Below are 24444 nucleotides of genomic sequence, written 5' to 3'. Positions count from 1 at the left end.
TTTTACTAAATTGTACCGCTGAAGTTACTTTAAAACAATAGTTCAAATAAAAGGTTATGTTCTTGCTATTTGTTAAAGCTCTCATAGTTTGTACTGTAATGTGTAGCAGTTGAAAAACTTATCAAGTTCCTTATATTCTTTAAGCTTATTGATTCCATAATCACTTTCGCTTAGATGCCCATAAAAAAACACCACCTTTCCCCCACTTTTGGTACACCTCTACGTGTGTATAATTTTGTTAATTTTATAGAACTTCCGAATGAATTTTACTATTATTCTGATAATAGTGTTGATGTTTTTACCACCCTGTTATAGAATCAATCTGAGCATTTACGAAAGCGCTTCCGGTTTTCTTGCGATATTTCCGAAAGCGCTTTGGATAATTGAGGAGGTGAACTTCCAAGTAGTATTGATTAATTAAAAGGAGGAATTCGATGAGAAGAAAAAGAGTTAGGTTTTTTATGTTGTTGTTGTGTTTTACTCTACTACTACCACCAATTGGAGGAACAATGGCGAATTCAAACGAAGTTTCTGTTGGGAAAGGAAGCTACTCTTCTGTATTCCCTACGATTGATTACGGAGGAATTACTGACCCTGGGTTTCAAGCACAACAGGGAGAACCGCCAGAAAGAATCTATCGCTCGAGTAATGTGACAGGACCTATGCAAACGAATACATGGTGGGGTTCTTTAGCTGTTGAACGATTCTCCATGAACCATTATCCACACCCTTTTAGTGTGAGGCACCGTCAAGAAGGACTGCATGTGTTTTACGACGCTCCCCACAACATGGTCGTTCATGAAAATAAAGCAGCAGGTACATGGCACATTAATGGAGCAATAGGAACTGACTTTTTAATTGGTCACTCAAGAACGAATCGCTTCGAGCATTCTCTCGTAGATGACTATAATGATTGGTATGTTAGAGGATTATTAGAAGATGGTTCAAATAAGATGCGTGTCACATATGGTGTTGGCTCGCCTTTTATCTTTGCAGAATATGAAGGTGGAACAGCACAGCTGTCTTTTGATATAGAGCCAAGAATTTGGGAGAATCGCGGAAATGTCATTGGATTTTCAACACATGACAATAAACATTATGCTGCCTTTGCCCCACCTGGTACCAATTGGACGGGTTTAAATTCAAAGACATTAGCTGCGAATAGCGATTATATCTCTGTAGCCAAACTACCCGACCAAAGTGTCCAGATGTTAAATACTTATGAAGAATATGCATATTCTATCGTTAGAGAGGCCATAGCGGATTGGAGCTATGATGAAGCAACTGGAAAGGTGACAACGACGTATAAAGTAGAAACAGAGGCAAAAGTACATGGTGCACCAAATGGAACGTTATTTGCTCTTTACCCTCACCAGTATCGACATTTAGCCGACCGTTCTCAATCCCAGTTGTTATCGGATTACAGCATCCGAACCATTCGTGGAAATATGTTGATGTTACCTGGACAACAATTCACTACGGATCTAACATTTACCGGTGTTTTACCGACATTACCGGACTTAGGAAAGTATGACCGAAATCGTTTAATAGGGTACCTTGAAGATGCACAGTCTCACTACCCTACTGGTTCAGATACGTATGAATTAGGAAAATACTTAGGGAAACTAGCAACACTTGCTCCTATCGCAGATCAAATGGGAGAAACGGAGATTGCCGACCAATTCCGCAATGAATTACGTCAGATTTTAGAAGACTGGTTCCAAGCGACCGATAGCAACGGAAATTTAAAAGGTAAAAATCTATTTTACTATAACGAGAATTGGGGAACGTTGCTAGGCTACCATGCAGCACATAGTTCCGCAACTCGTATCAATGACCACCACTTCCACTACGGGTATTTTGTAAAAGCTGCCGCTGAAATTGCTAGAACGGATGCAGACTGGGCTTCTTCCGAAAACTGGGGTGGTATGGTAGATTTATTAATTCGAGATTTTGCAGCAGACCGCAATGACGAATTATTCCCATACATTCGCATGTTTGACCCGTACTCCGGTAATTCATGGGCAGATGGGTTAGCAACATTTGATTCTGGAAATAACCAAGAGTCTTCATCTGAAGCGATGCATGCGTGGACAAATGTTATCCTATGGGCTGAAGCAACAGGGAATACCGAGTTACGCGACCGAGCCATTTATTTATACACCACTGAGATGAGCGCAATAAATGAATATTTCTTCGATGTGCACCAAGAAATTTTACCAGAGGAATATGGTCCTGAAATTGTCACCATTAATTGGGGTGGAAAAATGGACCATGCGACTTGGTGGCAGTCTGGAATGGTAGAAAAGTATGCGATTAGTTGGTTGCCTTTTCACGGTGGTTCCCTTTACTTAGGACATCATCCGGATTATGTGGAACGAGCCTATGAAGCCTTACGAAGTCAAAATGGCTCAACTGATTGGAATTTATGGTCCAATATGGTTTGGATGTACCGTGCTTTAACAAACCCTGCTGATGCACTTCAGCAAATGGAAGCATCCATTGACCAATACGGTTCCTTTAATCCAGGCGATGAGAAAATCATCGAAAGAGGCAGTACAAAAGCACAAACATACCACTGGATTCACAATTTACATGAGTTGGGCCAAGTGGATCCAACAGTTACAGCAGACCATCCAACCTATGCTGTGTTTACCAAAGATGGAGAACGTACCTATATCGCCTATAACTATTCAAATGAACCAATCACTGTACGCTTTTCTGATGGACACACAGTACAGGTAGAACCTCACCGTTTTAACATTGGAAATGGGGATGGAGAAATTGACCCAGGAAACCCTCAAGACCCTGAACCTGAAGATCCAACAGACCCTACTGCACCACGAGACGCCTTTACTAGAATCCAAGCTCAAAGCTATGATGACATGAACGGGATTCAAACCGAAGCCACACAAGACGTTGATGGCGAGGAAAACATCGGCTGGATCGCTAACGGCGATTGGGTTAAATTTAATTCAGTTGACTTCGGTACGGGGGCGTCTTCTATCGATGTTCGTGTAGCATCTGATACGAATGGAGGAACAATTGAAGTTAGGTTAGGTAGTATCACTGGAAACGTTATTGGTATCGTGGATGTGGCAAATACAGGTGGCTGGCAACAGTGGCAAACCGTGTCTTCCGATGTTGATGTTTCAGGAATCCATGATGTGTATCTCTTGTTTACCGGCAACAATACTAATGATTTGATGAATGTGAATTGGTTTGAATTTTCGAAGAGTGAAGGAAATACAGACGAGACCATTACACATGATGACTATCAAGCAGGAATAGCGAATAAAAATACAAATGAGACAACGATTTACTTTCACCCTACAACACCTGCCCTTTATGTAGACATCCATCTCAGAATTAATAATGGGACACAGCTCAATTACCGCATGAATGAAAACAGTGGGCAATGGAACCGAGTTGTTGGAAACATACAGCCTGGAGACACGATTGAATTTAGTTTTACTTATGAGAAATCAGGACCTCAATATTCAACAGACTGGTATAAGTATACACATTAAAAAGAACAGAGCATGGGGTAAGCCTATGCTCTGTTTATAATACAGGGTTGAGTAAATACGTCCATTCCGTATCCAATTAGTGCATTTCTTAGTTAAAACTTACTAAGTTGTTTAACTGTTCTACATCGTTCTATTAATAAACCTTCTCTTAAGTTTATGCCGTTGCCTATCCATCCGTCATATATATTGATGACGATTCGTATTAGTTAATCAATTAACCAAACCCCCTTATCTTTAATCGTACATACCTAGTATTGCAAGAAAGTGTCTTTATGTTTAGCTTTTTACACTAGTAATCTCAACCTAACTTCCGTTTAAATTCTTTACTGGCAAAGAAGTAAGCGAGGACCATAATACCAATGCACCAGGCTAGCGAGGACCAAATATCGTTGCCGACAGATCCATCATACAAAAGGGAACGAATCGCATTTACGATGGATGTCACAGGCTGATTCTCAGCAAATGCGCGGACAATTTTTGGCATGGTTTCGGTGGGGACAAAGGCCGAACTGATAAACGGTAGAAAAATCAGTGGGTATGCATAGGCAGTTGCCCCTTCCATAGACTTTGCTTTCAATCCAGGAATCACCGCTAGCCATGTTAGTGCCAGTGTAAATAGTCCGAGTATTCCAGCAACAATGATCCAATTCAGGATATCAGCACTGGAACGAAAGCCCATTAAGAGAGCAACAAGGATAACTAACACAACCGTAAGCGTATTTGACACAAGTGAGGTCAACACGTGAGCCCACAGAATCGATGAGCGCTTTATAGGCATAGTAATGAAACGTGCCATGAGACCGCTCTTCACATCATTAAACAACCGTAAGGAAGTATAAGCGACGCCCGATGCGATAGCCATCAGTAATATTCCTGGTAATAAATAATTAACGTAGTTCTCGGAACCTGTCTCTATAGCACCACCAAAAACATAAACAAATAGTAGCATCATCATAATTGGCGTAATCGCAACCGTAATAATGGTATCCGGGCTACGCATGATGTTACGCATTAATCTCTCTAGTAATACCCCTGTTTTATTTTTCATTTACATGTTCCTCCTTTTTTCCGATAATTGATAGGAATATTTCCTCTAAAGTAGGCTGCTTCTCAATGTATTCCACTTTCGCTGGTGGGAACATTTCTTTAAGTTCGGTAAGTGTACCAGTTGTGATGATTTTCCCACCATGCAAGATGGCAATACGGTCCGCAAGTTGTTCAGCTTCCTCCAAGTATTGCGTCGTCAGCAAGATGGTCGTGCCACCATCGGCAAGCTCTTTGACAGCTTCCCAGACTTCAATCCGGCCTTCAGGATCAAGCCCTGTCGTTGGTTCGTCGAGAAATATGACTGCTGGCTTCCCAATGAGACTCATGGCGATATCGATACGACGCTTCATCCCTCCAGAATATTTGTCAGTGCGGAGGTTAGCTGCATCGACCAGGCTGAATCTTGTTAGAAGATAATCGACGACTTGAGTGGGGTTGGAAACTCCTCTCAACTTGGCGATCATCTCCAAGTTTTCCCGCCCAGTGAGGATCTCGTCTAAAGCTGCGAACTGTCCTGTAAGGCTGATGCTCTGACGAACATGATCAGGCTGACGCTGGACGTCGAAGCCACAAATACTGACTTCACCTCCATCTTGCTTCAACAGTGTCGAGAGGATGTTTACCATCGTCGTTTTTCCAGCCCCATTTGAGCCTAGCAATGCGAATATTTCACCACGCTGCACCTCAAAATTGACTCCCTTTAGTACTTGCTTGTTTTTAAAACTTTTCTTTAACCCTTTTACAGTTATAGCTAATTTGCTCATGGTTTTTCCTCCCTATAAAAAGTTCATAGCGCTAGATTACTTAAAATTAAACTAGTAAGTAATACGGATATTCTGTATTACTTACTACCGAGGTAAAATATAACTGAATAGCGGTGACGAACTTTCACATTCACTCATCTATTCAGTCCAAAACCTCTATTCATTTTCTCTTTTCCTAATCGTCTCGTTTAGCTTCGCACGATACTTATCCATCCAAGTATTCGTATCCTTCACTAGTTCGTCGCAGAATGCTGCCACATCTTCACCCGTAAGGTCAGTGACTTTCTTTTTTTCCGCTACCCCCTCCTCAAAAAGTTCAAGAATACCACCAAAGATACGCCCCATGTCCTTCCAGTCTGTGATGCCACCAGCAGTCCACATATATTTTTGAATAGCTTTGTAAGCGTTATGGTAATCCTTTGGCAATGCCTTAGCACGCGCCTCCATCGCCTTCCACTCCCGTTTTTCTTCAAGACTTCCAATAATTTTTTCAAATAAACTCATTTTACCTTCTCCTTTTGATTTCTTTAGTCTTAAGTTCATTTAGTTTACCTGAGATGAAATTCCATTTCCCCCAAAAAAGTTCAAGCTGCTTTTGGCCTGCTTCGTTGAGAGTATAAAATTTTCTCGGTGGTCCCACAGTGGATCGCTTTTTTTCGATATTCACAAGGTTGTTTTTCTCAAGCCGCATGGTAATCGTATAAACTGTGCCTTCAACCACATCTGCGAAACCAAGTTCTCGCAAATGCTGTGTAATTTCATAGCCATAAGTTTCACCGCGACTGATAATTTCAAGTACACAACCTTCGAGTACCCCTTTGAGCATTTCTGTGATATTTTCCAAATTTATCACCCATTTAGTTTTGATATAATCATTAGTACTCTGTATCACGTGTATTCAGTAACACATAGTACTATTATATAGTAATACAGAATAGTCTATCACGTCAAGCAAATTCTTTCACATAAAATAAGCATGTTATATCAGACGTTTTTTCACGGAATTTTATAAAGTAAGACCCTCCTAATCAGGAGGGTTTTGATCTCATAAGTGTGTCATAAAAAAATAGAGGTCCAATCCTCACTACAGGAATATCGCTCCTCAAGGCTAGTCGTTAATCAAATCTAATATGAATATCACTTAAATAATAATTAAATTGCTCTAAAAATCTTAATATCTACCCCAGTATCGCTAGGTATACCTTCTCCAACGAGGATATCATTATTCAAAAATGACAGCTGTTTACTATTTGTAATTATCTTGGGATACGTTCTGAAAAGTGCTCCTTTTAAATTCTTATTAAATGTACCGTTGTTTTCAATATAGATTTCACAGTCTTGTCCGTTACTATCTCTTCCTTGAAGCATATATCTAGCGGAAAGGGTATGCTGTCCCTCACACTTCCCTATGATTTGAGTATCTATTCCTCCTTCAAGTACGGTACCCTCGAAATATTTCCCTTTCACATTCCCTGAAAATGAAATCATGACAACCGAATCACCATCGTTATTACTTAGTTCAATTGTCTTTTCAATCTTCACATGAACTGTGAACACCTCTTCCAATTGCATCTAAATTCACCTCGTTTTTGAATGTCCTTATTCACACTATCTTTTTAATAGTAACCGACTATTATAATCGAGGCACTAAAAAAGTCCGTTACACCTCCTAATAACCATTTTTACTCATTTACATATTCATAATCTCACTTTATTAGTTGCGCTTCTTCTGCACAATAACCTATCCGAAAAGCATATAATACTTTGATCGGTAACACGTAAGGAGGAGAATTATGTATTATAATTCATATTTTTATCATTACGTTCCACAGGATCGTAATAACTATTATCAAATGGCAAATGAGCTAAATGAAAGTCCAATTGTAAATGATATTCAAAAAGCAATTAACGCGGAGTATAGTGCTGTAATTTGTTATGATAAGTTAGCAAAACTTGCTCAGTCAAAGGATGAAAGCGAGAGAATTTATGAAATACTAAAAGATGAACAACGTCATCTTGAGCAATTTAGCAGAATTTTCACAACTTTAACAGGAAAAAAACCATCTTACCAAATTATCGAGGAATGTCCAGACAATTATAGAGATGGCATCGAGTTTGCATTTAAAGATGAACAAGATGCAGTTGATTTTTATTTAGATATAGCTGATAAGGCAAAAGAACCTACTATTAAAGAAAGATTTCATCGGGCAGCGGCAGATGAACAAAATCACGCTGTATGGTTTTTGTTTTTTCTTTCAAAAAGTCCAAATGTAACACACTCAAATAGGCAAACTCAAAATTATGGTGCTGAAGGAGCTTTAAGTGCTCTCACTTTATCTTTACCTCAAATGTTAACTTATGCGCTTCAAGACGAATACTTAGCACAAGCTAGATATGATAATATTCTAAAAAACTTTGGGTATATTCGTACATTCGCACAAATAAAAGAAGCTGAATTAAAGCATATAAATGCTTTATTACCACTTTTTGAACGTTATCAGATACCTATACCTGACGATGAATCACAATTAGTAGTTTCAACCCCAGAAAGTATTAAAGCAGCATATGCTTCTGGGGTTCAGGGGGAAATAGAGAATATTTCTATGTATGAAAAATTTCTGACACTTACAATTCCTGATGATGTTCGGACCGTTTTTACACAACTTCGCAATGCTTCTTTTAATCATCTTGCAGCATTTGAAAGAGGTCTTGCAAGAGTCTAGCTGAATGTTATACTGACAAAGCATTTAACCCGGAAAGTAAGAAGGGGTTCCGCCTCTTCTATTACATAGCACTACTTCTTTTTCTTATATGTACATCTTTCTCTATGAATTGTTGCTTGTTATCCAGTTTCCGTCTTAACGCTAAATAAAAAAGCCCCCCAATCAGGAAGGCTTAAAAATAATTGTTATTTCATTATTGTCGTCCTTACGTTCAATTTCTCAATGCCGGAATGAACGTCTCCCACGGTTCTCCATTTACCGTTCCTATGAATTTGTAAACAGGTTGATAATATCCTTTTGAATCGTACGTGTAGGCCAATTCATATTGCTTAACATTGAGTTGGTCTCCCTTACTCATTTTATTAAAAGTATAAAAATTCCCCTTAACGATTTCATCATAAGCTTGAACTGGACTAATAATGTCAACCTTGCGTACGAATTTGTTCTCATTCATAAAATAGTATAAATCTTGTGGTATCTGATGTTCCAAAGATGGTTTGAGCATAATAACGCCCTCCGCAAAATCAAGATCCTCACGAGCAATGTCTGTAACGGACCGTGTAATTTCCCATCGAAGTGTGTCCTCACTTTGTAATTCAAATCTAGTATTTTGTGGCAATAGACCGTTTGTAAGCATCCAGCTTTCATAGAAATCTCTCTGCTTACTAAGTTCTTCCCCTTCTAGTGGCATAATGTCAACGCCTTCAGCTAATAACCACCATCCTCCATCATGTAAAGAGTAATTAAAATAATAATCATTTTGTTCATTGTCACGAAAGGACCATATTCGATTATGTCCCTCAATACCCATGCCACCTTTTTGTAGCAAATCAAAAGAACGACCCATTAATCTCGCCATTTCTTTTCCATATATCCGGTTATGGATTTGACTGTTGAAATACAGGGACACTGGCTCGGCATCCTCTGGTAAATCTGTATTTAGTACGACTTCAACTTGATTCATATTTTGCGTAATCGCTGGTCGAATAGAAAGATTACCAAATTCTTTCGAGTGATAAACTACCATTCCCCCGGTAAATAAAAGTACAAAAGCAAGCGGGATAGCTAACGCCTTCACTAAAGACTTTACCGATACTTTTCTCCGTTCAACACTGTCGAGGATTAAACTCATTAAAAGAAAACCCGAAATGCTGCCTAACGTGTTGTGTAGAATATCGTCTAACTCAAAGATACCTCTACGCGAGACCATTTGAAAAGATTCAACCCCTAATGTAACTAGTAGTGACAGGATAAAAACAGGCAAAAACCGTCGAGTTTTTTGACTGAGAAGCGGTAACAAAAATCCGAGTGGAGCGAACATTAGCATGTTAAAGATAATAAGTTGCCATTCACTCAACGACCATTGGTTCCATGCATTGACATATCCGCTGAAAAGCTGAAAATTAACCCACCCTTCAAAATTTTCTCCCCTGCTGAAGAATGTTAACACCATAACGACGACAAACCAACCTAACAATAAAAATATCGTAACAAACTGAATTTTGGTTACGGCTTTACTTCCGCCTCTTTTTCTATATATTTTGTAAGAAACATACGTTACTCCTATTAGCACCAACGCCAATACTAGTGCAATCAGCGCTATAGGCAATAATTTGCTCAAAATTATTTGTATATCCATTTATAAAATCCTCCATTACTTTCTTTTATTTCAATTCTCCACACGTTGTGAAGTATTACAGCTTAACACTAATCTCTCAGAATACTTTTTACCTCCTCCAATTCTTTCGTATGACTATACTTTACTTTTGAAAGGTGACTATTAAATGACTTAATTATTACAATTTAGTCACTTACTGTTTTCTAAATAAAAAAAGGTCAGGACAAAAGGTTGCTTACCTTTTATCCTGACCTTGAAGCGAAATCGACAACTACATCTTTTACTCTTTATCTATGATTTTTTGGCCAAAAATAAATGTCATCACAGCAAATGCAGCAAAACTTAACATCAGAACCGAACCACCTGTAATGAAAAAGAGTAAAGAAAACGTCTCAGTTACCCATTCAGGTTTGAAGTAATACGTATACATACCAGCAGTAAGACCAAAAGTCCCTATAATAGCACTCCAAACATGGAATACGGCTAGCTTTGACTGTTTAGGGATGGCGTATATAGCATAGAAAGCTGCAAAGGCAAATAAAGATAACCATCCAACGACTAATATGTGTGTATGAATAGGGCGAAACAAATATGAACCTTGCCCTGCCATATGTGAGCCAATATAAACACCAATTACTGAATAAATCGCAGAAAAGCGTAGTAATAGTTTTGTTCTATTCATTATGAGACCTCACTTGATTGTGATTTTGTTTTTTAGACGGCCACCAATTCCAATCTTTTAACAATGTAACGATGGATGGAACAAGCATCCCTCGAATTAAAAAAGCATCCATTAAAATACCAATCGAAACGATAAACCCGAACATAAATAACTCTAAAATCGGTTGTGTCATCAATACTCCAAATGTAGCAGCTAAAATTAAACCTGCTGACGAAATCACGCCGCCTGTTAATGCCACCCCTCGTTGTGTCGCTTCTTTTATCGTAAAATGGCGGTTTTCTTCACGAATACGAGAAATTAACATGATATTATAATCAACACCAAGCGCGACTAAGAAAACAAAGGAATATAACGGGATTCGGTAACTCATCCCTTCAAACCCAAACACATACTCAAAGAAAAACCAGCTAAAGCCCAGTGCCGATACGAAGGAGAGTAAAATGGTAGCCATCATATATAACGGTGCTATAACTGAACGCGTATGAAAAATTAACATCACTAAAATAACAAAGGTTACCACGAAAGCAACAACCCACGTATCCCTGTCGCTAATTGCTCGAATATCTGCTGATGTTGCTGTTTCGCCAGCAAAATATAATGAATAATGGTCAATATCTAACCCACTCTTTACTAGCAAATCATCTTTTTTACTATTTAAATAGTCAATGAGATCAAGTGATTCTTGATGATAGGGGTTCATAGATAGAATGAGAGAAAACGTTAAAGCTTGTCCTGTTTCATTTACCAAACGTTGTCCCTGACTAGACTCTAGTACAATTTGCTCTCGCTCCGGAAATGTTGTCGAGCTTACCCCATTGATTTGTAAAAACTCTTCATTCAGATTTTCAAGTGCGACTATCTCTTCTTCTGTTAAAGTAAAACCACTCTTGTTCTCCAGTAACACGGTAGTTGGTGCAAGTTCCCCTGCAGGAAAACTTTCTTCAATTTGTTCAAACCCAACACGGGAATTCATATCCTCTGGGAAAGATTGAATAATATTAAAAGAGTATTGGATATTTCCAAGGTTAGATGCATTAATGAGAAGAAAAATAAGCACTAACCCTCCTGCAAACAAAGGTTTTTTTGTTACAAATGACCCAATGGCTCCCCAAAAGCGATTTTTTTCTAACGTTTTCTCGCCTACTTTTGGTATAAATGGCCAGAATGAACGACGTCCCACAATTGTAAATAAAGCAGGAATTAATGTAATCCCAGCAAGTAACACAATTGCTATCGTGATTGCAAAAACGGGTGCAAAGTTTTGGTATGGTCCATATTGAGCAAGAAGTAAGACAAGCATCGCTGCAAATACGGTTCCTCCACTGAAAATAATCGGTTCAGCGACTCCTTGTACAGCCTCTTTCATAGCCTCGTGTTTATCTTCTCTTAATCTTAATTGTTCTCTGAAGCGTGAAAAGACGAATAAGCTATAATCAACCGTTGCCCCAAATAACAGAATCATCACAATTGATAATGATTGTGATTCAATGACAAACACTTCGTTTGCTGCGAATAGTCCCAACACTCGGTCTACGATTTGATAAGTAAATGCCACCGCAACGAGAGGAATAATTGCTAGCAAAGGTGAACGATAGATGATAATGAGCAAAATAAGAACTAGTAGTATTGTAGAAAATAATAAAACGAGATCCGCATTTGAAAAGATTGCGATTGTATCAGATGCAATTCCAGCAGGACCTGTAACCATTAATGTACCGCTTTCTAGCACTGACTGACTGTATTCTTGTATTTCAACTACTGTGTTATTGATATCTGCCATCTCAAGATTTTCATACAACATGACTGGTAAAACGATTGTAGAACCATCTTCTGAGACAAACATTTCTTTTACATGATAAGGAAATTGATGAAACGGAACCACAGAGTCAATCGTCGTTAATTCAGTTTCTTCCTCTAGCCAAAGGCTGACTTGGTCAACTTCAGAAACATTTGATTCATTCCACTCTGTTTGATTCTTAAAAACAAGTAACGCTAGAAGACCACCGTCATCAGAAAAATATTCACTTACTTTTTCTCGAGCAAGGACTGACTGCGCTTCCTTTGGTAAATCATTTTCCCCTGTATTTACGGTATAGTCATTTGCGGAAGGTCCGATGCTCAATAATCCAGCAATCACTACCCACACAATTAAAATCAACCAAACGCCTTTACGATCTGACGCGAACTTAGCTAACTTTCCCATAACAAAGCCTCTTTTCCTATTTTTTTAACACTATACGAATAGCATTGATTGTCTTTTCATATGTGCAAAATAAATAGTAATATTTGAATATGAACATAACGTTAACAAAATAATATTTTTCAAGGTTGAACAAACTGTTAACGCTCTATTCATATTTCTGTGTAAAACTAAAAAGATATTCTTTTCCATAGATAAAGTGTTTTAAATATAGGACTACGGTTTAGAAAGGGAATGCGCTGTTATGAGAAGTTCAATAAAAGTATTAACCATAGAGGATGATCCAAATATTGTAGAATTAATTGATTTGTATATGGTGAAAATCGGATTTCAGTCCATTTCCGCATATGATGGGGAATCTGGACTCGAGATGTTTTTTAATGAACAACCAGACTGTATTATATTAGATTTAATGTTGCCCAAGATGGATGGGTGGGAAGTTTGTAAAACGATTCGCTTAGAAGATAAAACAATTCCGATTCTTATGCTCACCGGAAAAGGAGAAAGCTATGATATCGTAAAAGGACTTGAAATTGGTTCAGATGACTATATTGTAAAGCCTTTTGACCCTAATGAATTATGCGCTAGGGTGAAAGCAGCTCTACGAAGGACCATCTTATCAGAAGAGTATAAAGCAGAACTGACGTTTTCTAATATTACAGTTAACATGCAGGAATTTAAAATATTTGTAGAAGGACAAGAGGTAAAGATGCCACCAAAAGAAATCGAACTGCTTCATTGTTTTGCTTCTAACCCAAACCAAGTTCTTTCAAGACAGCAATTATTAGACCGCGTTTGGGGATATGAATTCGATGGAGATCCACGAACCATTGATGTTCATATTAAACGAGTGAGAGATAAATTAGCATCCTATTCCTCCTTGTGGTCCATAATAACCATACGTGGTATAGGCTATCGATTTGAGGAAAAAGAGAATGCTTAAAACAAAAAAGATTTTTACAAGATTATTTCTTAGTTATGCTTTAATCATCTTTATTTCATTTACTTTATTCGGACTTCTCTTTCTTGGGTTGTTTCATATTAATCTTTTTAACGAGTATGAAGAAACGTACTTGCATCATTACGACCAAATCACTACCACCTTTGAAGCAAGTGATCAATTTCATTGGAGTGAAGCCGAAACGTCAGCCTCCCTTCAACCGGCGTTAAGCCAAAAGGATATTAGCATTTTTATCTTTGATTCATTTGGAGAAATTGTGTTTGCTCCAAATCGTACCGTAATTCAACAAAATCACATTCAGCAAGAGTGGATACAATCAGCCACTCGAGGAGAAATGATTACTGAGGGTGGTTGGACGGATGGCCTCCTGAGTTATTTCATTGCTTCCCCCCTACCATTACAAGACAACCCTAACAGTAGTCCGCTCGTGATGGTGATGATTTTTCATGATTTAGACCACGAATACAGACAAATGGTATTCATGATTTTGATTACATTTGCAATTATTATTGCCGTAGCAGGCATTTTCCTTTGGTTCATCTCAAAAAAAATTACGGCCCCATTACAAGAGATGAATAACACCGCTTTGCAATTTGCCAAAGGCGATTTTACTAAAACTGTCGATATAAAGACGCGTGATGAAATGGGTCAACTTGGAGAATCGTTTAACTATATGGCTAGAGAACTTAACAGTTTGGAAGAAACTCGTAAAACGTTTATTGCCAACGTTTCGCATGACTTACGGTCTCCGTTAACATCGATAAAAGGGTTCTTGATCGCTTTACTTGATGGGACCATTCCCGAAAAACGAAGAGAACATTATTACCTACTGATGAAAGATGAAACCGAACGCATGATTAAGTTAGTGAATGATACTCTCGACATGACACAGCTAGAAGCTGGACAGATAAAAATAGCACCTACAAAATACAACCTAACAAAACAATTGCAAATGCTTGTTGTCAAACTAGAACCACATTTAGACACTAAAGATATTAATCTTCAAATTATTCCCGATCATCAAGAGTTCTTTGTCGTTGCTGACCCAGACCGAATTGAGCAAGCTCTGATTAACCTGTTACAAAATGCAATCCAAATATCACCTGACAAATCAGAAATCAAAGTATATCTAGAAAAAGATGTAAGTCATGTGCATATTAAAATCCAAGACCAAGGGGAAGGCATACCTAAAGAACAGATAGAACACATATGGAAGAGGTTTTATAAAACAGATAAAGCAAGAACAAACAAGACGGGCATTGGTATCGGTTTGGCTATCGTCAAATCAATCATGAATTTACATGATACCGAAATTACAGTGAGCAGTATCCCTGGTGAAGGAACAACCTTTGCATTTTCACTCCCACTGTCTGAATAAACTACAAAAGGGGCTGGGACAGAACTAGCTAAAACATCTGCACTGGCTTCACTCGCCACAAAGCCCGTTGTGAGAAACCCACTCACAACGGGCTTTAAAAGAAGGTGGCGGTTTCGCTCATTGCTTTGAGGGTGGAGCAAAAGGTTCAGTACAACCTTTTGTCCCTCCCTCTTTTTGCGCTAGTAGGTAACCTCATACTAACTTCTCATTAAGACAACGGAGAACTAGAGTTTTACTCTGTTAATTATTAGATTTACATTATCGGATGCGCTCTAGCATCCACACAAAAGCGCGATTTGAATGAGAGTATAAAAGATGTGGGTCACTATCAAAACAGGCTTCTGGTAAAAATGAAGCCATCTTATTGATTTTAATTTCCGCTTCTGCATGTTGGAATTCCCACGCTACATGATGAATGTCTCCTCTATAAACATGCTTGCCTTTCGTCGTCCACAAGCAGTATCTCTCGGTTAACCACTCTTCAAGACTTCCTTTTGTAGCAGTAAAAACAGGGGATGTTGGGCGGTAGGCAACATGAAAACTTGCTGCTGGATAGCCTCGATGTGTTCGTTCACTTTTAAAATCAACCGTGCCATTCACATCTATCAACTCCATGTCAGCGTTGACGTATGGAAGTGAAAAGAATCTTCTTGCTGCAGCGACAAATAGCTTATGGTTTGCATCTAATGTGAAGAAATAAACACCTGGTTTCCCCTTATATTTCACATACGTTCGCACATTTAATTCTAAAAAGGATTTAGCATAAGGAAATTGTGGCAAGCCGTGCATCCTTATATTATTCATCGCAAATGGAACAACACCAACCCAGCTCGTACCATCAAATGTATCTAACTCAAGTGTAGACGGTAGATGCTGTTTCAATTCTTTAACTGGAATCGGCCAATGCATAAAAAGCAATTGGTCCCACATTTGCGTCATAAGCCATGGGCTCTTCGGAAGCGGAAAAGGGCGGTGGTCAATTTCATTTAGTTCTTGATACATATCATTCACTCCATTTTGTGAATTCTTGTTATTCCAAAATCCACACTCTTATCCTATATCTTCTCATCTATTATATTCATCTACAACAATAAGCCCTTGCAAAAGATGAAGGGCTATTGGGTGTGGAAGTTATGATGGCTTTATTGGTTGTCATGCACCTTATTATCTCTTGGTATGATCACATAACTTGTTGAGTGCCTATCTATATCTTCTACTAACGTTTCTGCATCTTTTATATCTTCCGGATAACCAAATAACCCTATCTGATTAAGGGCTGGATCGGAAAGAATGAATCGAATATTATCGCCTACCTTCCAGTATCCTTTTACTATAGCTGCATGCCCAAAATCAGAATCTATTTCTCGGAACATTACAAATAAGATGTTGCCTTGATTGAGCTCATTAATCATATCATCAATATTCAGTCCAGATGAAACCGAAAACTGTAATCCATATTGGTTCATAACATCTTGGGCAATCACAGAGTGCCACCCTAATCCGTTTAACGGGTTTTCCTTGCGTAAGTTTTCAGTAGTCGGTATATTGGGAAGACCTTGGTATCGCATAGCCATCTCAACAGAGGCGGGCATGCAATTGACATCGCTGTATTCTCCTGTCTCGAATTGATAAACATACCAATCATAAGGACGTTCGTTCAATACAATAATTTCTTCTATCCGACTTTGTTCAATATCCTTATAAGAAGCCATGAGATACGAGAGAGCTGAGATGACTGCACCATAAGGGGCGTTTTCCACATGTAAATCCATGTTTATGCGCAGTTGGCTGTCGAAAATACGAATTACTGAAACATCAATCTCCTCTAATGTAAATGTTTTAGCAGGTTCAAAATTATCTGTCCAGAAGAAAAAACCATTAGCTTTCCAAGCGTTGATATTATCGGTATCTTCAGGTTTAACTTCATCGTTCGTTTGAATTTCGCCCTTAATATCTTCATACGCAGTAACCATCATCTCAGCTGCAAGGAACCGAGTTAATTGCTCATTTAAAGCTATCTCCTCTTCTAGCAAATCTTGTACCTCATACTCTTTTCGATTGGTAGCATCCTGTGACCATGTATACAAAATTGTACTTAGATTCATGCGCCTTAGTAAATCCTCTACCGTTGCATTCATATTACCCTTGCCATAGAGCCTTTTTTGAAGGGACTCATGAAAACGCAATAACCAGTATGCTGTATGGGTATATTCCAAATCAGCAGCTTCATCATAATCATAAAAAAATAGTGGATCATATGCATCAATTACTGTTAACTTCTTTACTGAATCGCTTGCCTCCATTTTAGGATTGAGCATGGATATATCGAACTCACCACCAAGAGCTTCATAAATTTCAACGAGTACAGAAGCCAGGGTATCTATGTCTATGTGGCTATCCGGTTCTAAGTCTGGGAGTTTTACGCCTTCTCCTCTTAGATATTCGATATCTTTTTGAAATGCTGTAAGTTTAATCACTTCTGTTGTATCGCCACTTTCGGCGTTGTTGCTGTCCTGATGATTCGGGACTTCCGTTTGCACATTTGTCATTGCCTGGCACGAACTAGTGATTAAAACCAATACCACTACACACATAGTCCTTAATAATTGCAAAACCCCTTTATTCTCTACTTTCAGTAATTGATTCATCCTGATTGTCCTCTCTAGTTTATCTTTGTTGTTCTATAAAGTAAGACGACAGCATACGAAAAAGGTTACTTAAACATTTACACTTATTGTTAAATACTTTTAGATAGTACTAGTTGTGACATTAGAAAAAAAGGTGCAGACCAGTTTCCTTGTCTACACCTTTTGTACGATTGCTTATACCGCTTTGTTATCTGATTGTTTTTCTACAGCCGTTAAATTAGATTTCTTTTCTTCTTTGTCTTCATCTCCACCCGAAACAAGCTCTCTCGTTGCGCTTTTGAACTCAGTTAAGGTACGGCCAAAGGCTCGGCCGATTTCTGGGAGCTTCGATGGGCCAAAGATGATTAGAGCTATGATAAGCACTAAAATTAAACCGGGGATTCCAATATTAGATAGCATTGATGGTCACTTCCTACTTATTTATTTTTACCTTTACCCTTATTGCCTTTATCAAGGTTATTTCCTTTAAATCCTGTAATAGCAACTACTGACGGAAGCGGATCCACATCACCTTTACGACGCGGCCAATTTGCGGATGGATGTTGAACAGCTAAAAATAACGTTTTTTCATCAGCAGTAAACCAAGGGCCCGTTAATTCTGAACCTATAGGACCGGACGCGAATTGGAATGCTTCTCCTTGATTTTGACCAGTAGTTGGTAGAACAAACAACCCGTTATTTCCATGCCATGAGTAAACGCCTTTTCCAATGTTGCTTTCAGACATATCTGTTACAACCCACAGGTTTGCGTTACTATCAAATGTTAAATTATCAGGAGCAGAGAACCCGCTTTGACGTCCACCTGCAGCGAAGATTTCAAACATAAACTCCATAGATTCAAAATCATCTTCTTTTTCAAAAATGCGAGTAATATGTCCATGGATGTTTCCGTGTGTTGAGTTGTTCGTATGAGCAATAAAAATTGAATTGTCAAAAGGATTAATCTCTAAGTCTTCTGGACGGTCAGTTGGTGTACCTCCAAGGATAATCGCCGCTTCATGTGTGTTTACCATTACATGAGCTTGTGTAGAGTTAGTAGGAAACATGTCTCTTAAGTCCTGAACCGTTACGTTTCTCATTCGCAACACACTTGGCACAGAGAAATTAGAAGCATGTACTCTACTTGCTACTTCTTTTGCATCTAATTTCACCCATGTACCTTGTCCAAGATTAGCTACATATAAGGTGCCGTCTTCTAGTAGTTTAGAATTCGCTTTCCCTTTTGCAGGATCAAATTTGCCATCACTAATGTATTTATAAACACAAGCGTTTTGTTTATCGTCACCCATGTATACGGCAATACGTCCACTCTTTGTAATTGCCATACATGTATTCTCATGATTAAAGCGTCCAAGCGAAGTATGTTTGCGCGGCTTGAAGTTTTTATCTTCTTCATCAAACGGATCCACTTCGATAACCCAGCCATAATGTTCAGATGGTAGGTTTGACTTTCTTGCTTGGGTTTCAAAGTTTTCTTCACAAGACAATAATGTATTCCATAACGTCATCCCACCAGAACAGTTGGCCCACGTACCGATTGCTGTTGATGCACCGCCAACCGAAGAACTACCTGCCGCAGGTCCAGTGAGTTCAAATGGCGTAAATCCAGTAATTCGTCTTGCATATTTAGAAGACGTATCCATCTTCCACGTTCCTTTTTTATCCTTGTAAACTTCGATAATGGCTCCACCTTGATGGTAACGTTGCTTTGTATCGAGATTCGTATTTTTCATAAAAGATGGCATATATTGTTCTTTCATATAATTGTCATTGATGTATTCCAAGTTCACCCAAAGTAAACCTCTTTCATTTGAGCCGTCAATCGGGAAAAAGATCGTAAAATCACAGTTAAATCCAAACGTATCCCCTTTTTCATTAATAACATCCCCATATGCTGCTAACACATCATAAGAGAAGCCATCTGCAAGAACTAAATCATCCTCCATCGTTGGCATGATTGGTTTAAAGAAAGCGTGTGGCTTTGCTTGAGGACTCGCTTTAAGATTATCAAACTCTCTTAGGTGATCTGCGGTATGAGCAGCACTTGCGACAGGCGCTAACGTACCTAACCCCGCAGATGCAGCAGCCAAGGCAGCTGTCCCTGTTCCTAAATATCCTAAAAATTTACGACGATTCATGTTCATGTTTGAAGTTTCCACTATTTCATTCTCTCTCCTTTTTACTATGATTACTTGTACATACCAAATAGTAATAGTGGATTATTAAGTTCACTCGAAGCATTTTTTAATTATGCATGAACATTCTTTTAATAATGTAAAAAATTAGGACGAATTGTAAATCAGCTAACCGAAAGTTCTTGAATTAATAAAAGCGAAAAAAAGTTTAACAAAAGTAGCTGTTCCTACCTTCAAATTACCCGCTTCTCCTTAATTTCTTTTACCTATAACCCTTCTATTGTTAGTACGAATCGTACAAGATCTTTGTTTACAGATTAAACTTAAATCTAGTAATATTTACATTTTCATAACAATCTATCCATAAATCATTAATGATTGTCTGTTAGTTTTTATAGGTATTGGTAGTTTTAAGAAATAATTATAGATCCAAAGCTGTCGTTCAAAAAATGGACCAATATGTAAATGAAAGAAGGATTTGATATGGAGAAAGAAGAATTGCACCTCATTGACCATTTAACAGAGTTACGAAGTCGAATCATTGTAACGTCAGTCGTTTTCCTTTTGGCACTGATCTGTTCATTTATTTTTGTAAAAGATATTTATCAATATCTAGTAAAAGATTTAGATGGAAAGCTAGCTTTATTAGGCCCGGGTGATATTTTATGGATTTATATGATGTTAGCGGCTGTCGTTGCTCTTGCCGTTACTATTCCAGTAGCTGCCTTTCAAATCTGGAAGTTTGTAAAACCCGCTTTAAAAAAGGAAGAACAACGAGCAACTGTATTGTTTATTCCAGGTCTTTTCTTCCTGTTTATTGGTGGGATTTCGTTTGGGTATTTTGTTCTTTTCCCTCTCGTCCTATCCTTCTTAATGAATATTGCTGGTGATCAATTTCAAACTTTTTTTACGGCAGAACGATACTTTCAATTCATGCTTCACTTGACGCTGCCATTTGGCTTTTTATTTGAAATGCCTGCTGTAGTCATGTTTCTTACTAAACTAGGAATTCTTAACCCACAAAAGCTTGTAAAAGGAAGAAAACTTGCTTATTTCTTGCTCATTGTCGTTTCTGTTTTAATCACCCCTCCTGATTTCATATCAGACGTTCTAGTGATTATTCCTTTATTAGTTTTATATGAAATTAGTGTTACGTTAAGTAAGTTTGTTTACCGAAAAAGAATTAGTGTCACGGCAGAAGCGTCTTCAGCTTCAAGTTAAAAAAGGGTGGGGTAAAAGGTTCAGTACAACCTTTTACCCCACCCTTTTTTATTACCCTTTTATTAGATCCATTCTATTTGTTGTTTGTGGTGGTTGTTCCATCCATTGTTTACTTACTACTATTTCCAACCCTTCATGTCCATATTTTAAGACCTCTAGAATTAGTTTACTGAAATGCGCCGTGAGGTCACTTCGCATAGATAGTGATAGCGAATGTCCAAGTAGGGTGATGTCCATTTGATTTAATGAATGAAAGAGCATTATCATCAATTTATCTGAGAAAGGGGAAGTCGTCGAGTCGGTTACATCCATTGCAGATGGAGAAGAACCAAGAAGCTCCTCCTCTAACAGAATTTGATTAAAGATTTTATTCTGTTTGTCACATATTTCTTTCCCTTTCATGATATATTTTTTTACTTCCTTGTCTTTTACAACTTGAAGCAATCCTAAACAAAGCATTGAACCAAAATTATTTCTAACGGTATTATAGAAAATTTCATTGAGTTCAGTTGCATTTAATGGTCTTTTTTTATTAATATATCCAGTAAAAAAAGAAGAATGTTGGATGTATTCAACACCCGTTGGATAATTAATCATTGGGGGACGGTCATAAATCCCTTTTTCTAACATTAGTGTCGCAGAGTCATTGAATATATTGGTCCGCTCGTTTAAACAATTCGTAAAAAACTCACGAACATCCATTCTCGCAACACTCGATGTTATAAAAGCGAAATTGATCATGGCTAACCGACTCATCGTATATACAAAACTCAATGAAAATAGGTCGTGAAACAGAGGAGGGGCTAACAAATCGACATCGCTATCAGTAAATCCATGTGGAATCGGAAAATTCTCCTTTTCAAAAATCTCTTTAATTTGTTGAATACATAAAATAGAGGTGTCTAGTGATTTATGTAAAATAGGAACTATTTCCTCATCTTTTAAATGCTGCCTTAAGTGTTTCATGAAGCAAATAGCCATACTTTCCTGCATATAAGTCGTCCACAACCCTGATATTTCCGTACTCGATAGTCGAATATTCTTAGCTGTCATTTTCCTTCACCCCTGACAATTCTGTAGATGCATCCATTTACTTATTTGTAATCTAATGGATATTTTAAATAAGATTATATTTAACTAATACAGCCAATTCTATTCCCTCATTCAAGTATTCACAGGCATTGTTTAACCAAAATTGCTATTAAACACTTATCTTTTATATACTATTTATAAGAGTCTGTACTGGCTAGACGCCATATGAACCAACTGTATACAGATTACTTCAACATTAAAATTTATACATAGCCTATCTTCAGACTGTAAGAATTCTTACAGCTTTTATAAGGTGGGAGAAGGAGAGATTTTATGGATTATCATGTGTCAATGCAAGGGAATGATCAGGCAAAAGGAACATCTGAACAACCTTTTCGTACTATATCGCGCGCTGCGGCTCTTGCCATGGCTGGAGATACGGTTACGGTTCATGCAGGTGTTTATAGGGAATGGGTTAATCCAGCTAACGGAGGAACACAAGAACATCGAATCATATATAAATCTGCAGGAGACGGGGAAGTCGTCATTACAGGGGCTGAACGCATTTCCTACTGGATGGCTGAAGGAGACAATGTTTGGAGCACAGAAATACCTAATTCTATATTTTCTGTTCGTAATCCCTTTGAAGTAGAATTAAGTGGTGACTGGCTATTTGACGGACCTTTAACAGTTCATCTTGGTGATGTCTATTTGGATCACAAATCCTTGTATGAATGTGATAGTGTTGAAAAGGTACGGAAGCCTGAAGTGTGGTCCGAAGCCAAATATCCCAAGGATTCTCTCTTAGCATGGTATGCTGAAGTTGGTCCTTCAACAACAAAAGTTTGGGCCAATTTTGGTGGAAAAGATCCTCGTGAAGAAAATGTAGAAATTAATGTCCGTCCTTATTGCTTCTGGCCTGAGAAACCAGGACGTAACTATATAACCATAAGCGGATTCACACTTCGCCAAGCATCACCTCAATGGGCACCGCCAACTGACTACCAAGAAGGGTTAATCGGACCTCATTGGAGCAAGGGCTGGATTATTGAAAACAATATCATCAGTGAATCCAAAAGCGTTGGTATCTGCCTAGGGACTGAAATCGGCACAGGTCACGCTAAGGACTCGGACAAGCACATGAAAGGTGGCACACAACGTGAGCAAGAAGTTATCTTGCGAGCATTGCGCTCTGGATGGCATAAGGATAGCATCGGCAGTCACATCGTTCGAGGGAATGTAATTCACGATTGTGAACAGGCAGGCATTGTCGGACATATGGGTGCAGCCTTCAGCCACATTTACCAAAATCAAATTTTTAATATTCATCACAAGCGTCTAAGACATGGTGCCGAAGTAGCAGGAATCAAGCTTCATGCTGCACTGGATACTCAAATTAATGAAAATAAAATCTATAGCTGTTACCGAGGAGTGTGGCTTGACTGGCAGGCACAGGGCACCCGCATCAGCCGTAATGTATTCTTTGACAATCTTTCTGAGGACTTCTTCGTTGAGGTTTGTCATGGTCCGTATATGGTTGACCATAATCTGTTCCTCTCTCCGATGAATTTCAGAAATATGGCACAGGGTGGAGCATTTGCCCATAATTTATTTGCAGGTCAATTTGTGGTTCAGTCCGAGATTACTCGTACTACGCCGTATCACTTCCCTCACGAAACAGCGATGGCAGGCTACTCCAATATTACTGGAGGCGATGACAGGTACTATAACAATATCTTCTTGGGGGATAACGATACGAATCAAGAACCGGTCCCAATTACCTTTTTTGAGCATCTTCCGCTTAAACCAAGGGATGAAGTTGGCGATGACGGAAAAACTGTCATGGACGGTGTTCCAGACAATTCGATTTGCTATCTGCACCCTGTCGGACTAGGAGGCTACGACCAGCATCCTGATGCAAAAGATAAGAAATGGTGGGAATACACGAAAGATGAGCTTGCTGAGCTTGGAGATGCCGCAAAGGATTTCTTTATAGGAAATGCCGTCCTTCCTGTGGCTATGGGCGGAAATGTATACCTTAACAATGCGGTTCCAGGGAATCATGAACCCAATGCGAAAGTCTTTGAGCAGAACGGCATTAAAGTGGAGATTCATCCTGCGCAAGGCAATGTGCAAATTCAAATCAGTGAGCCAACACTGCTTCGTGGGTCCTCTCCACTGTTGGTTAGCACCGACCTGCTTGGCAAGACTTATCACGCCGATATGAAGTATGAGCAACCGGACAGCACTCCATATCGTTTTGACTCCGACTTTTTCGAAAAAAAGAGACCTGATGCAGATGTCACACCCGGTCCGTTTGAATTAACCGAAAATGGTAGAAGTGATTTTGAATTTTAAAGTAATATTAAAGATCCAATCGTTTTAAGTGATTGGATCTTTATTTGTAATAGCTTTCTCTTATATCTAACGTTATAGCTTAAAAGTTAGACCATCTAAAAATTCCCTAAATGAAAAACCGTCCAACGAAAGGACGGTTGAATAGGT

Annotated in this window: 19 protein-coding genes; 6 read left to right on the top strand and 13 right to left on the bottom strand. The window is 38.5% G+C overall.

Going from position 1 to position 24444, the window contains the following annotated elements; genetic code table 11:
- The first annotated feature begins 434 nt into the window (after positions 1–434).
- Positions 435–3530 (top strand): glycosyl hydrolase, encoded by a 3096-nt coding sequence (locus BK585_RS02780; protein ID WP_078551650.1) that lies wholly within the window; start codon positions 435–437, stop codon positions 3528–3530.
- Positions 3531–3828: 298 nt separating this feature from the next.
- Here the strand turns inward: BK585_RS02780 and BK585_RS02775 are convergent, their stop codons facing one another.
- From BK585_RS02775 to BK585_RS02755, 5 genes are all read right to left on the bottom strand, one after another.
- A complete protein-coding gene (locus BK585_RS02775) occupies positions 3829–4578 on the bottom strand; it encodes an ABC transporter permease (protein WP_078551649.1) in 750 nt (249 codons plus the stop codon).
- Positions 4568–5341: an ABC transporter ATP-binding protein gene (locus BK585_RS02770; protein WP_078551647.1), complete on the bottom strand. Its 774-nt coding sequence runs from the start codon at positions 5339–5341 to the stop codon at positions 4568–4570. The genes BK585_RS02775 and BK585_RS02770 overlap by 11 nt, the downstream gene beginning before the upstream one ends.
- A gap of 156 nt (positions 5342–5497) precedes the next feature.
- Positions 5498–5845: a DUF1048 domain-containing protein gene (locus BK585_RS02765; RefSeq protein ID WP_078551645.1), complete on the bottom strand. Its 348-nt coding sequence runs from the start codon at positions 5843–5845 to the stop codon at positions 5498–5500.
- Position 5846: 1 nt separating this feature from the next.
- Entirely contained in the window at positions 5847–6185 is a 339-nt protein-coding gene (locus BK585_RS02760; RefSeq protein WP_078551643.1) for a PadR family transcriptional regulator, read from the bottom strand.
- Between the two features lie 308 nt (positions 6186–6493).
- Positions 6494–6913, bottom strand: a complete 420-nt coding sequence (locus tag BK585_RS02755; protein WP_078551641.1) for a DUF3237 family protein — start codon at positions 6911–6913, stop codon at positions 6494–6496.
- Positions 6914–7134: 221 nt separating this feature from the next.
- Here BK585_RS02755 and BK585_RS02750 point away from each other — a divergent pair, with 221 nt between their 5' ends.
- Positions 7135–8064 (top strand): ferritin family protein, encoded by a 930-nt coding sequence (locus BK585_RS02750; protein ID WP_078551639.1) that lies wholly within the window; start codon positions 7135–7137, stop codon positions 8062–8064.
- A 211-nt stretch (positions 8065–8275) separates the two neighbouring features.
- Here BK585_RS02750 and BK585_RS02745 read toward each other — a convergent pair whose 3' ends face one another.
- From BK585_RS02745 to BK585_RS02735, 3 genes are all read right to left on the bottom strand, one after another.
- Entirely contained in the window at positions 8276–9703 is a 1428-nt protein-coding gene (locus BK585_RS02745) for a VanZ family protein (RefSeq protein WP_078551637.1), read from the bottom strand.
- A 259-nt stretch (positions 9704–9962) separates the two neighbouring features.
- Positions 9963–10364, bottom strand: coding sequence for a hypothetical protein (locus tag BK585_RS02740; protein ID WP_078551636.1), 402 nt, complete (start codon positions 10362–10364; stop codon positions 9963–9965).
- Entirely contained in the window at positions 10357–12567 is a 2211-nt protein-coding gene (locus BK585_RS02735) for an MMPL family transporter (RefSeq protein ID WP_078551634.1), read from the bottom strand. The genes BK585_RS02740 and BK585_RS02735 overlap by 8 nt, the downstream gene beginning before the upstream one ends.
- A 241-nt stretch (positions 12568–12808) precedes the next feature.
- Between BK585_RS02735 and BK585_RS02730 the strand changes: the two genes are divergently transcribed.
- Both BK585_RS02730 and BK585_RS02725 read left to right on the top strand, forming a co-directional pair.
- The gene (locus BK585_RS02730; RefSeq protein ID WP_170885455.1) at positions 12809–13507 is read left to right on the top strand and encodes a response regulator transcription factor; all 699 of its coding nucleotides are present in this window, start codon (positions 12809–12811) and stop codon (positions 13505–13507) included.
- Positions 13500–14903 (top strand): sensor histidine kinase, encoded by a 1404-nt coding sequence (locus BK585_RS02725; protein ID WP_078551632.1) that lies wholly within the window; start codon positions 13500–13502, stop codon positions 14901–14903. The genes BK585_RS02730 and BK585_RS02725 overlap by 8 nt, the downstream gene beginning before the upstream one ends.
- 258 nt (positions 14904–15161) lie before the next feature.
- Here BK585_RS02725 and BK585_RS02720 read toward each other — a convergent pair whose 3' ends face one another.
- From BK585_RS02720 to BK585_RS02705, 4 genes are all read right to left on the bottom strand, one after another.
- Positions 15162–15905, bottom strand: coding sequence for a YqjF family protein (locus BK585_RS02720; protein WP_078551630.1), 744 nt, complete (start codon positions 15903–15905; stop codon positions 15162–15164).
- Between the two features lie 140 nt (positions 15906–16045).
- Positions 16046–17551 carry a C39 family peptidase gene (locus BK585_RS02715; protein WP_078551628.1) on the bottom strand — a complete coding sequence of 502 codons (1506 nt, stop codon included), beginning with the start codon at positions 17549–17551 and terminating at the stop codon, positions 16046–16048.
- A 174-nt stretch (positions 17552–17725) separates the two neighbouring features.
- Complete coding sequence (locus BK585_RS02710) at positions 17726–17950, bottom strand: twin-arginine translocase TatA/TatE family subunit (RefSeq protein WP_078551626.1); 225 nt, start codon at positions 17948–17950, stop codon at positions 17726–17728.
- A gap of 17 nt (positions 17951–17967) precedes the next feature.
- The gene (locus BK585_RS02705) at positions 17968–19695 is read right to left on the bottom strand and encodes a PhoX family protein (RefSeq protein WP_078556571.1); all 1728 of its coding nucleotides are present in this window, start codon (positions 19693–19695) and stop codon (positions 17968–17970) included.
- Positions 19696–20169: 474 nt separating this feature from the next.
- Between BK585_RS02705 and tatC the strand changes: the two genes are divergently transcribed.
- Positions 20170–20907: a twin-arginine translocase subunit TatC gene (gene tatC, locus BK585_RS02700; RefSeq protein ID WP_078551624.1), complete on the top strand. Its 738-nt coding sequence runs from the start codon at positions 20170–20172 to the stop codon at positions 20905–20907.
- A 51-nt stretch (positions 20908–20958) separates the two neighbouring features.
- Here tatC and BK585_RS02695 read toward each other — a convergent pair whose 3' ends face one another.
- Complete coding sequence (locus tag BK585_RS02695; protein ID WP_078551622.1) at positions 20959–21960, bottom strand: DUF3231 family protein; 1002 nt, start codon at positions 21958–21960, stop codon at positions 20959–20961.
- Between the two features lie 312 nt (positions 21961–22272).
- Here BK585_RS02695 and BK585_RS02690 point away from each other — a divergent pair, with 312 nt between their 5' ends.
- Complete coding sequence (locus BK585_RS02690) at positions 22273–24297, top strand: right-handed parallel beta-helix repeat-containing protein (RefSeq protein WP_078551620.1); 2025 nt, start codon at positions 22273–22275, stop codon at positions 24295–24297.
- Positions 24298–24444 lie beyond the last annotated feature (147 nt).

Source organism: Bacillus alkalicellulosilyticus (genome assembly GCF_002019795.1).
Taxonomy (GTDB): domain Bacteria; phylum Bacillota; class Bacilli; order Bacillales; family Bacillaceae_F; genus Bacillus_AO; species Bacillus_AO alkalicellulosilyticum.
The sequence above is the reverse complement of the archived record's forward strand: the minus strand, read 5'-3'. Positions and strand labels throughout refer to the sequence as shown.

What these genes read in the sequence shown, in the direction of transcription:
- BK585_RS02745 (WP_078551637.1), bottom strand. Translation starts at nt 9,703, where the DNA reads ATGGATATACAAATAATTTTGAGCAAATTATTGCCTATAGCGCTGATT.
- BK585_RS02735 (WP_078551634.1), bottom strand. Translation starts at nt 12,567, where the DNA reads ATGGGAAAGTTAGCTAAGTTCGCGTCAGATCGTAAAGGCGTTTGGTTG.
- BK585_RS02720 (WP_078551630.1), bottom strand. Translation starts at nt 15,905, where the DNA reads ATGTATCAAGAACTAAATGAAATTGACCACCGCCCTTTTCCGCTTCCG.
- BK585_RS02705 (WP_078556571.1), bottom strand. Translation starts at nt 19,695, where the DNA reads ATGAACATGAATCGTCGTAAATTTTTAGGATATTTAGGAACAGGGACA.
- BK585_RS02710 (WP_078551626.1), bottom strand. Translation starts at nt 17,950, where the DNA reads ATGCTATCTAATATTGGAATCCCCGGTTTAATTTTAGTGCTTATCATA.
- BK585_RS02725 (WP_078551632.1), top strand. Translation starts at nt 13,500, where the DNA reads ATGCTTAAAACAAAAAAGATTTTTACAAGATTATTTCTTAGTTATGCT.
- BK585_RS02740 (WP_078551636.1), bottom strand. Translation starts at nt 10,364, where the DNA reads ATGAATAGAACAAAACTATTACTACGCTTTTCTGCGATTTATTCAGTA.
- BK585_RS02715 (WP_078551628.1), bottom strand. Translation starts at nt 17,551, where the DNA reads ATGAATCAATTACTGAAAGTAGAGAATAAAGGGGTTTTGCAATTATTA.
- BK585_RS02730 (WP_170885455.1), top strand. Translation starts at nt 12,809, where the DNA reads ATGAGAAGTTCAATAAAAGTATTAACCATAGAGGATGATCCAAATATT.
- BK585_RS02780 (WP_078551650.1), top strand. Translation starts at nt 435, where the DNA reads ATGAGAAGAAAAAGAGTTAGGTTTTTTATGTTGTTGTTGTGTTTTACT.
- BK585_RS02690 (WP_078551620.1), top strand. Translation starts at nt 22,273, where the DNA reads ATGGATTATCATGTGTCAATGCAAGGGAATGATCAGGCAAAAGGAACA.
- tatC (WP_078551624.1), top strand. Translation starts at nt 20,170, where the DNA reads ATGGAGAAAGAAGAATTGCACCTCATTGACCATTTAACAGAGTTACGA.
- BK585_RS02695 (WP_078551622.1), bottom strand. Translation starts at nt 21,960, where the DNA reads ATGACAGCTAAGAATATTCGACTATCGAGTACGGAAATATCAGGGTTG.
- BK585_RS02750 (WP_078551639.1), top strand. Translation starts at nt 7,135, where the DNA reads ATGTATTATAATTCATATTTTTATCATTACGTTCCACAGGATCGTAAT.
- BK585_RS02775 (WP_078551649.1), bottom strand. Translation starts at nt 4,578, where the DNA reads ATGAAAAATAAAACAGGGGTATTACTAGAGAGATTAATGCGTAACATC.
- BK585_RS02765 (WP_078551645.1), bottom strand. Translation starts at nt 5,845, where the DNA reads ATGAGTTTATTTGAAAAAATTATTGGAAGTCTTGAAGAAAAACGGGAG.
- BK585_RS02770 (WP_078551647.1), bottom strand. Translation starts at nt 5,341, where the DNA reads ATGAGCAAATTAGCTATAACTGTAAAAGGGTTAAAGAAAAGTTTTAAA.
- BK585_RS02755 (WP_078551641.1), bottom strand. Translation starts at nt 6,913, where the DNA reads ATGCAATTGGAAGAGGTGTTCACAGTTCATGTGAAGATTGAAAAGACA.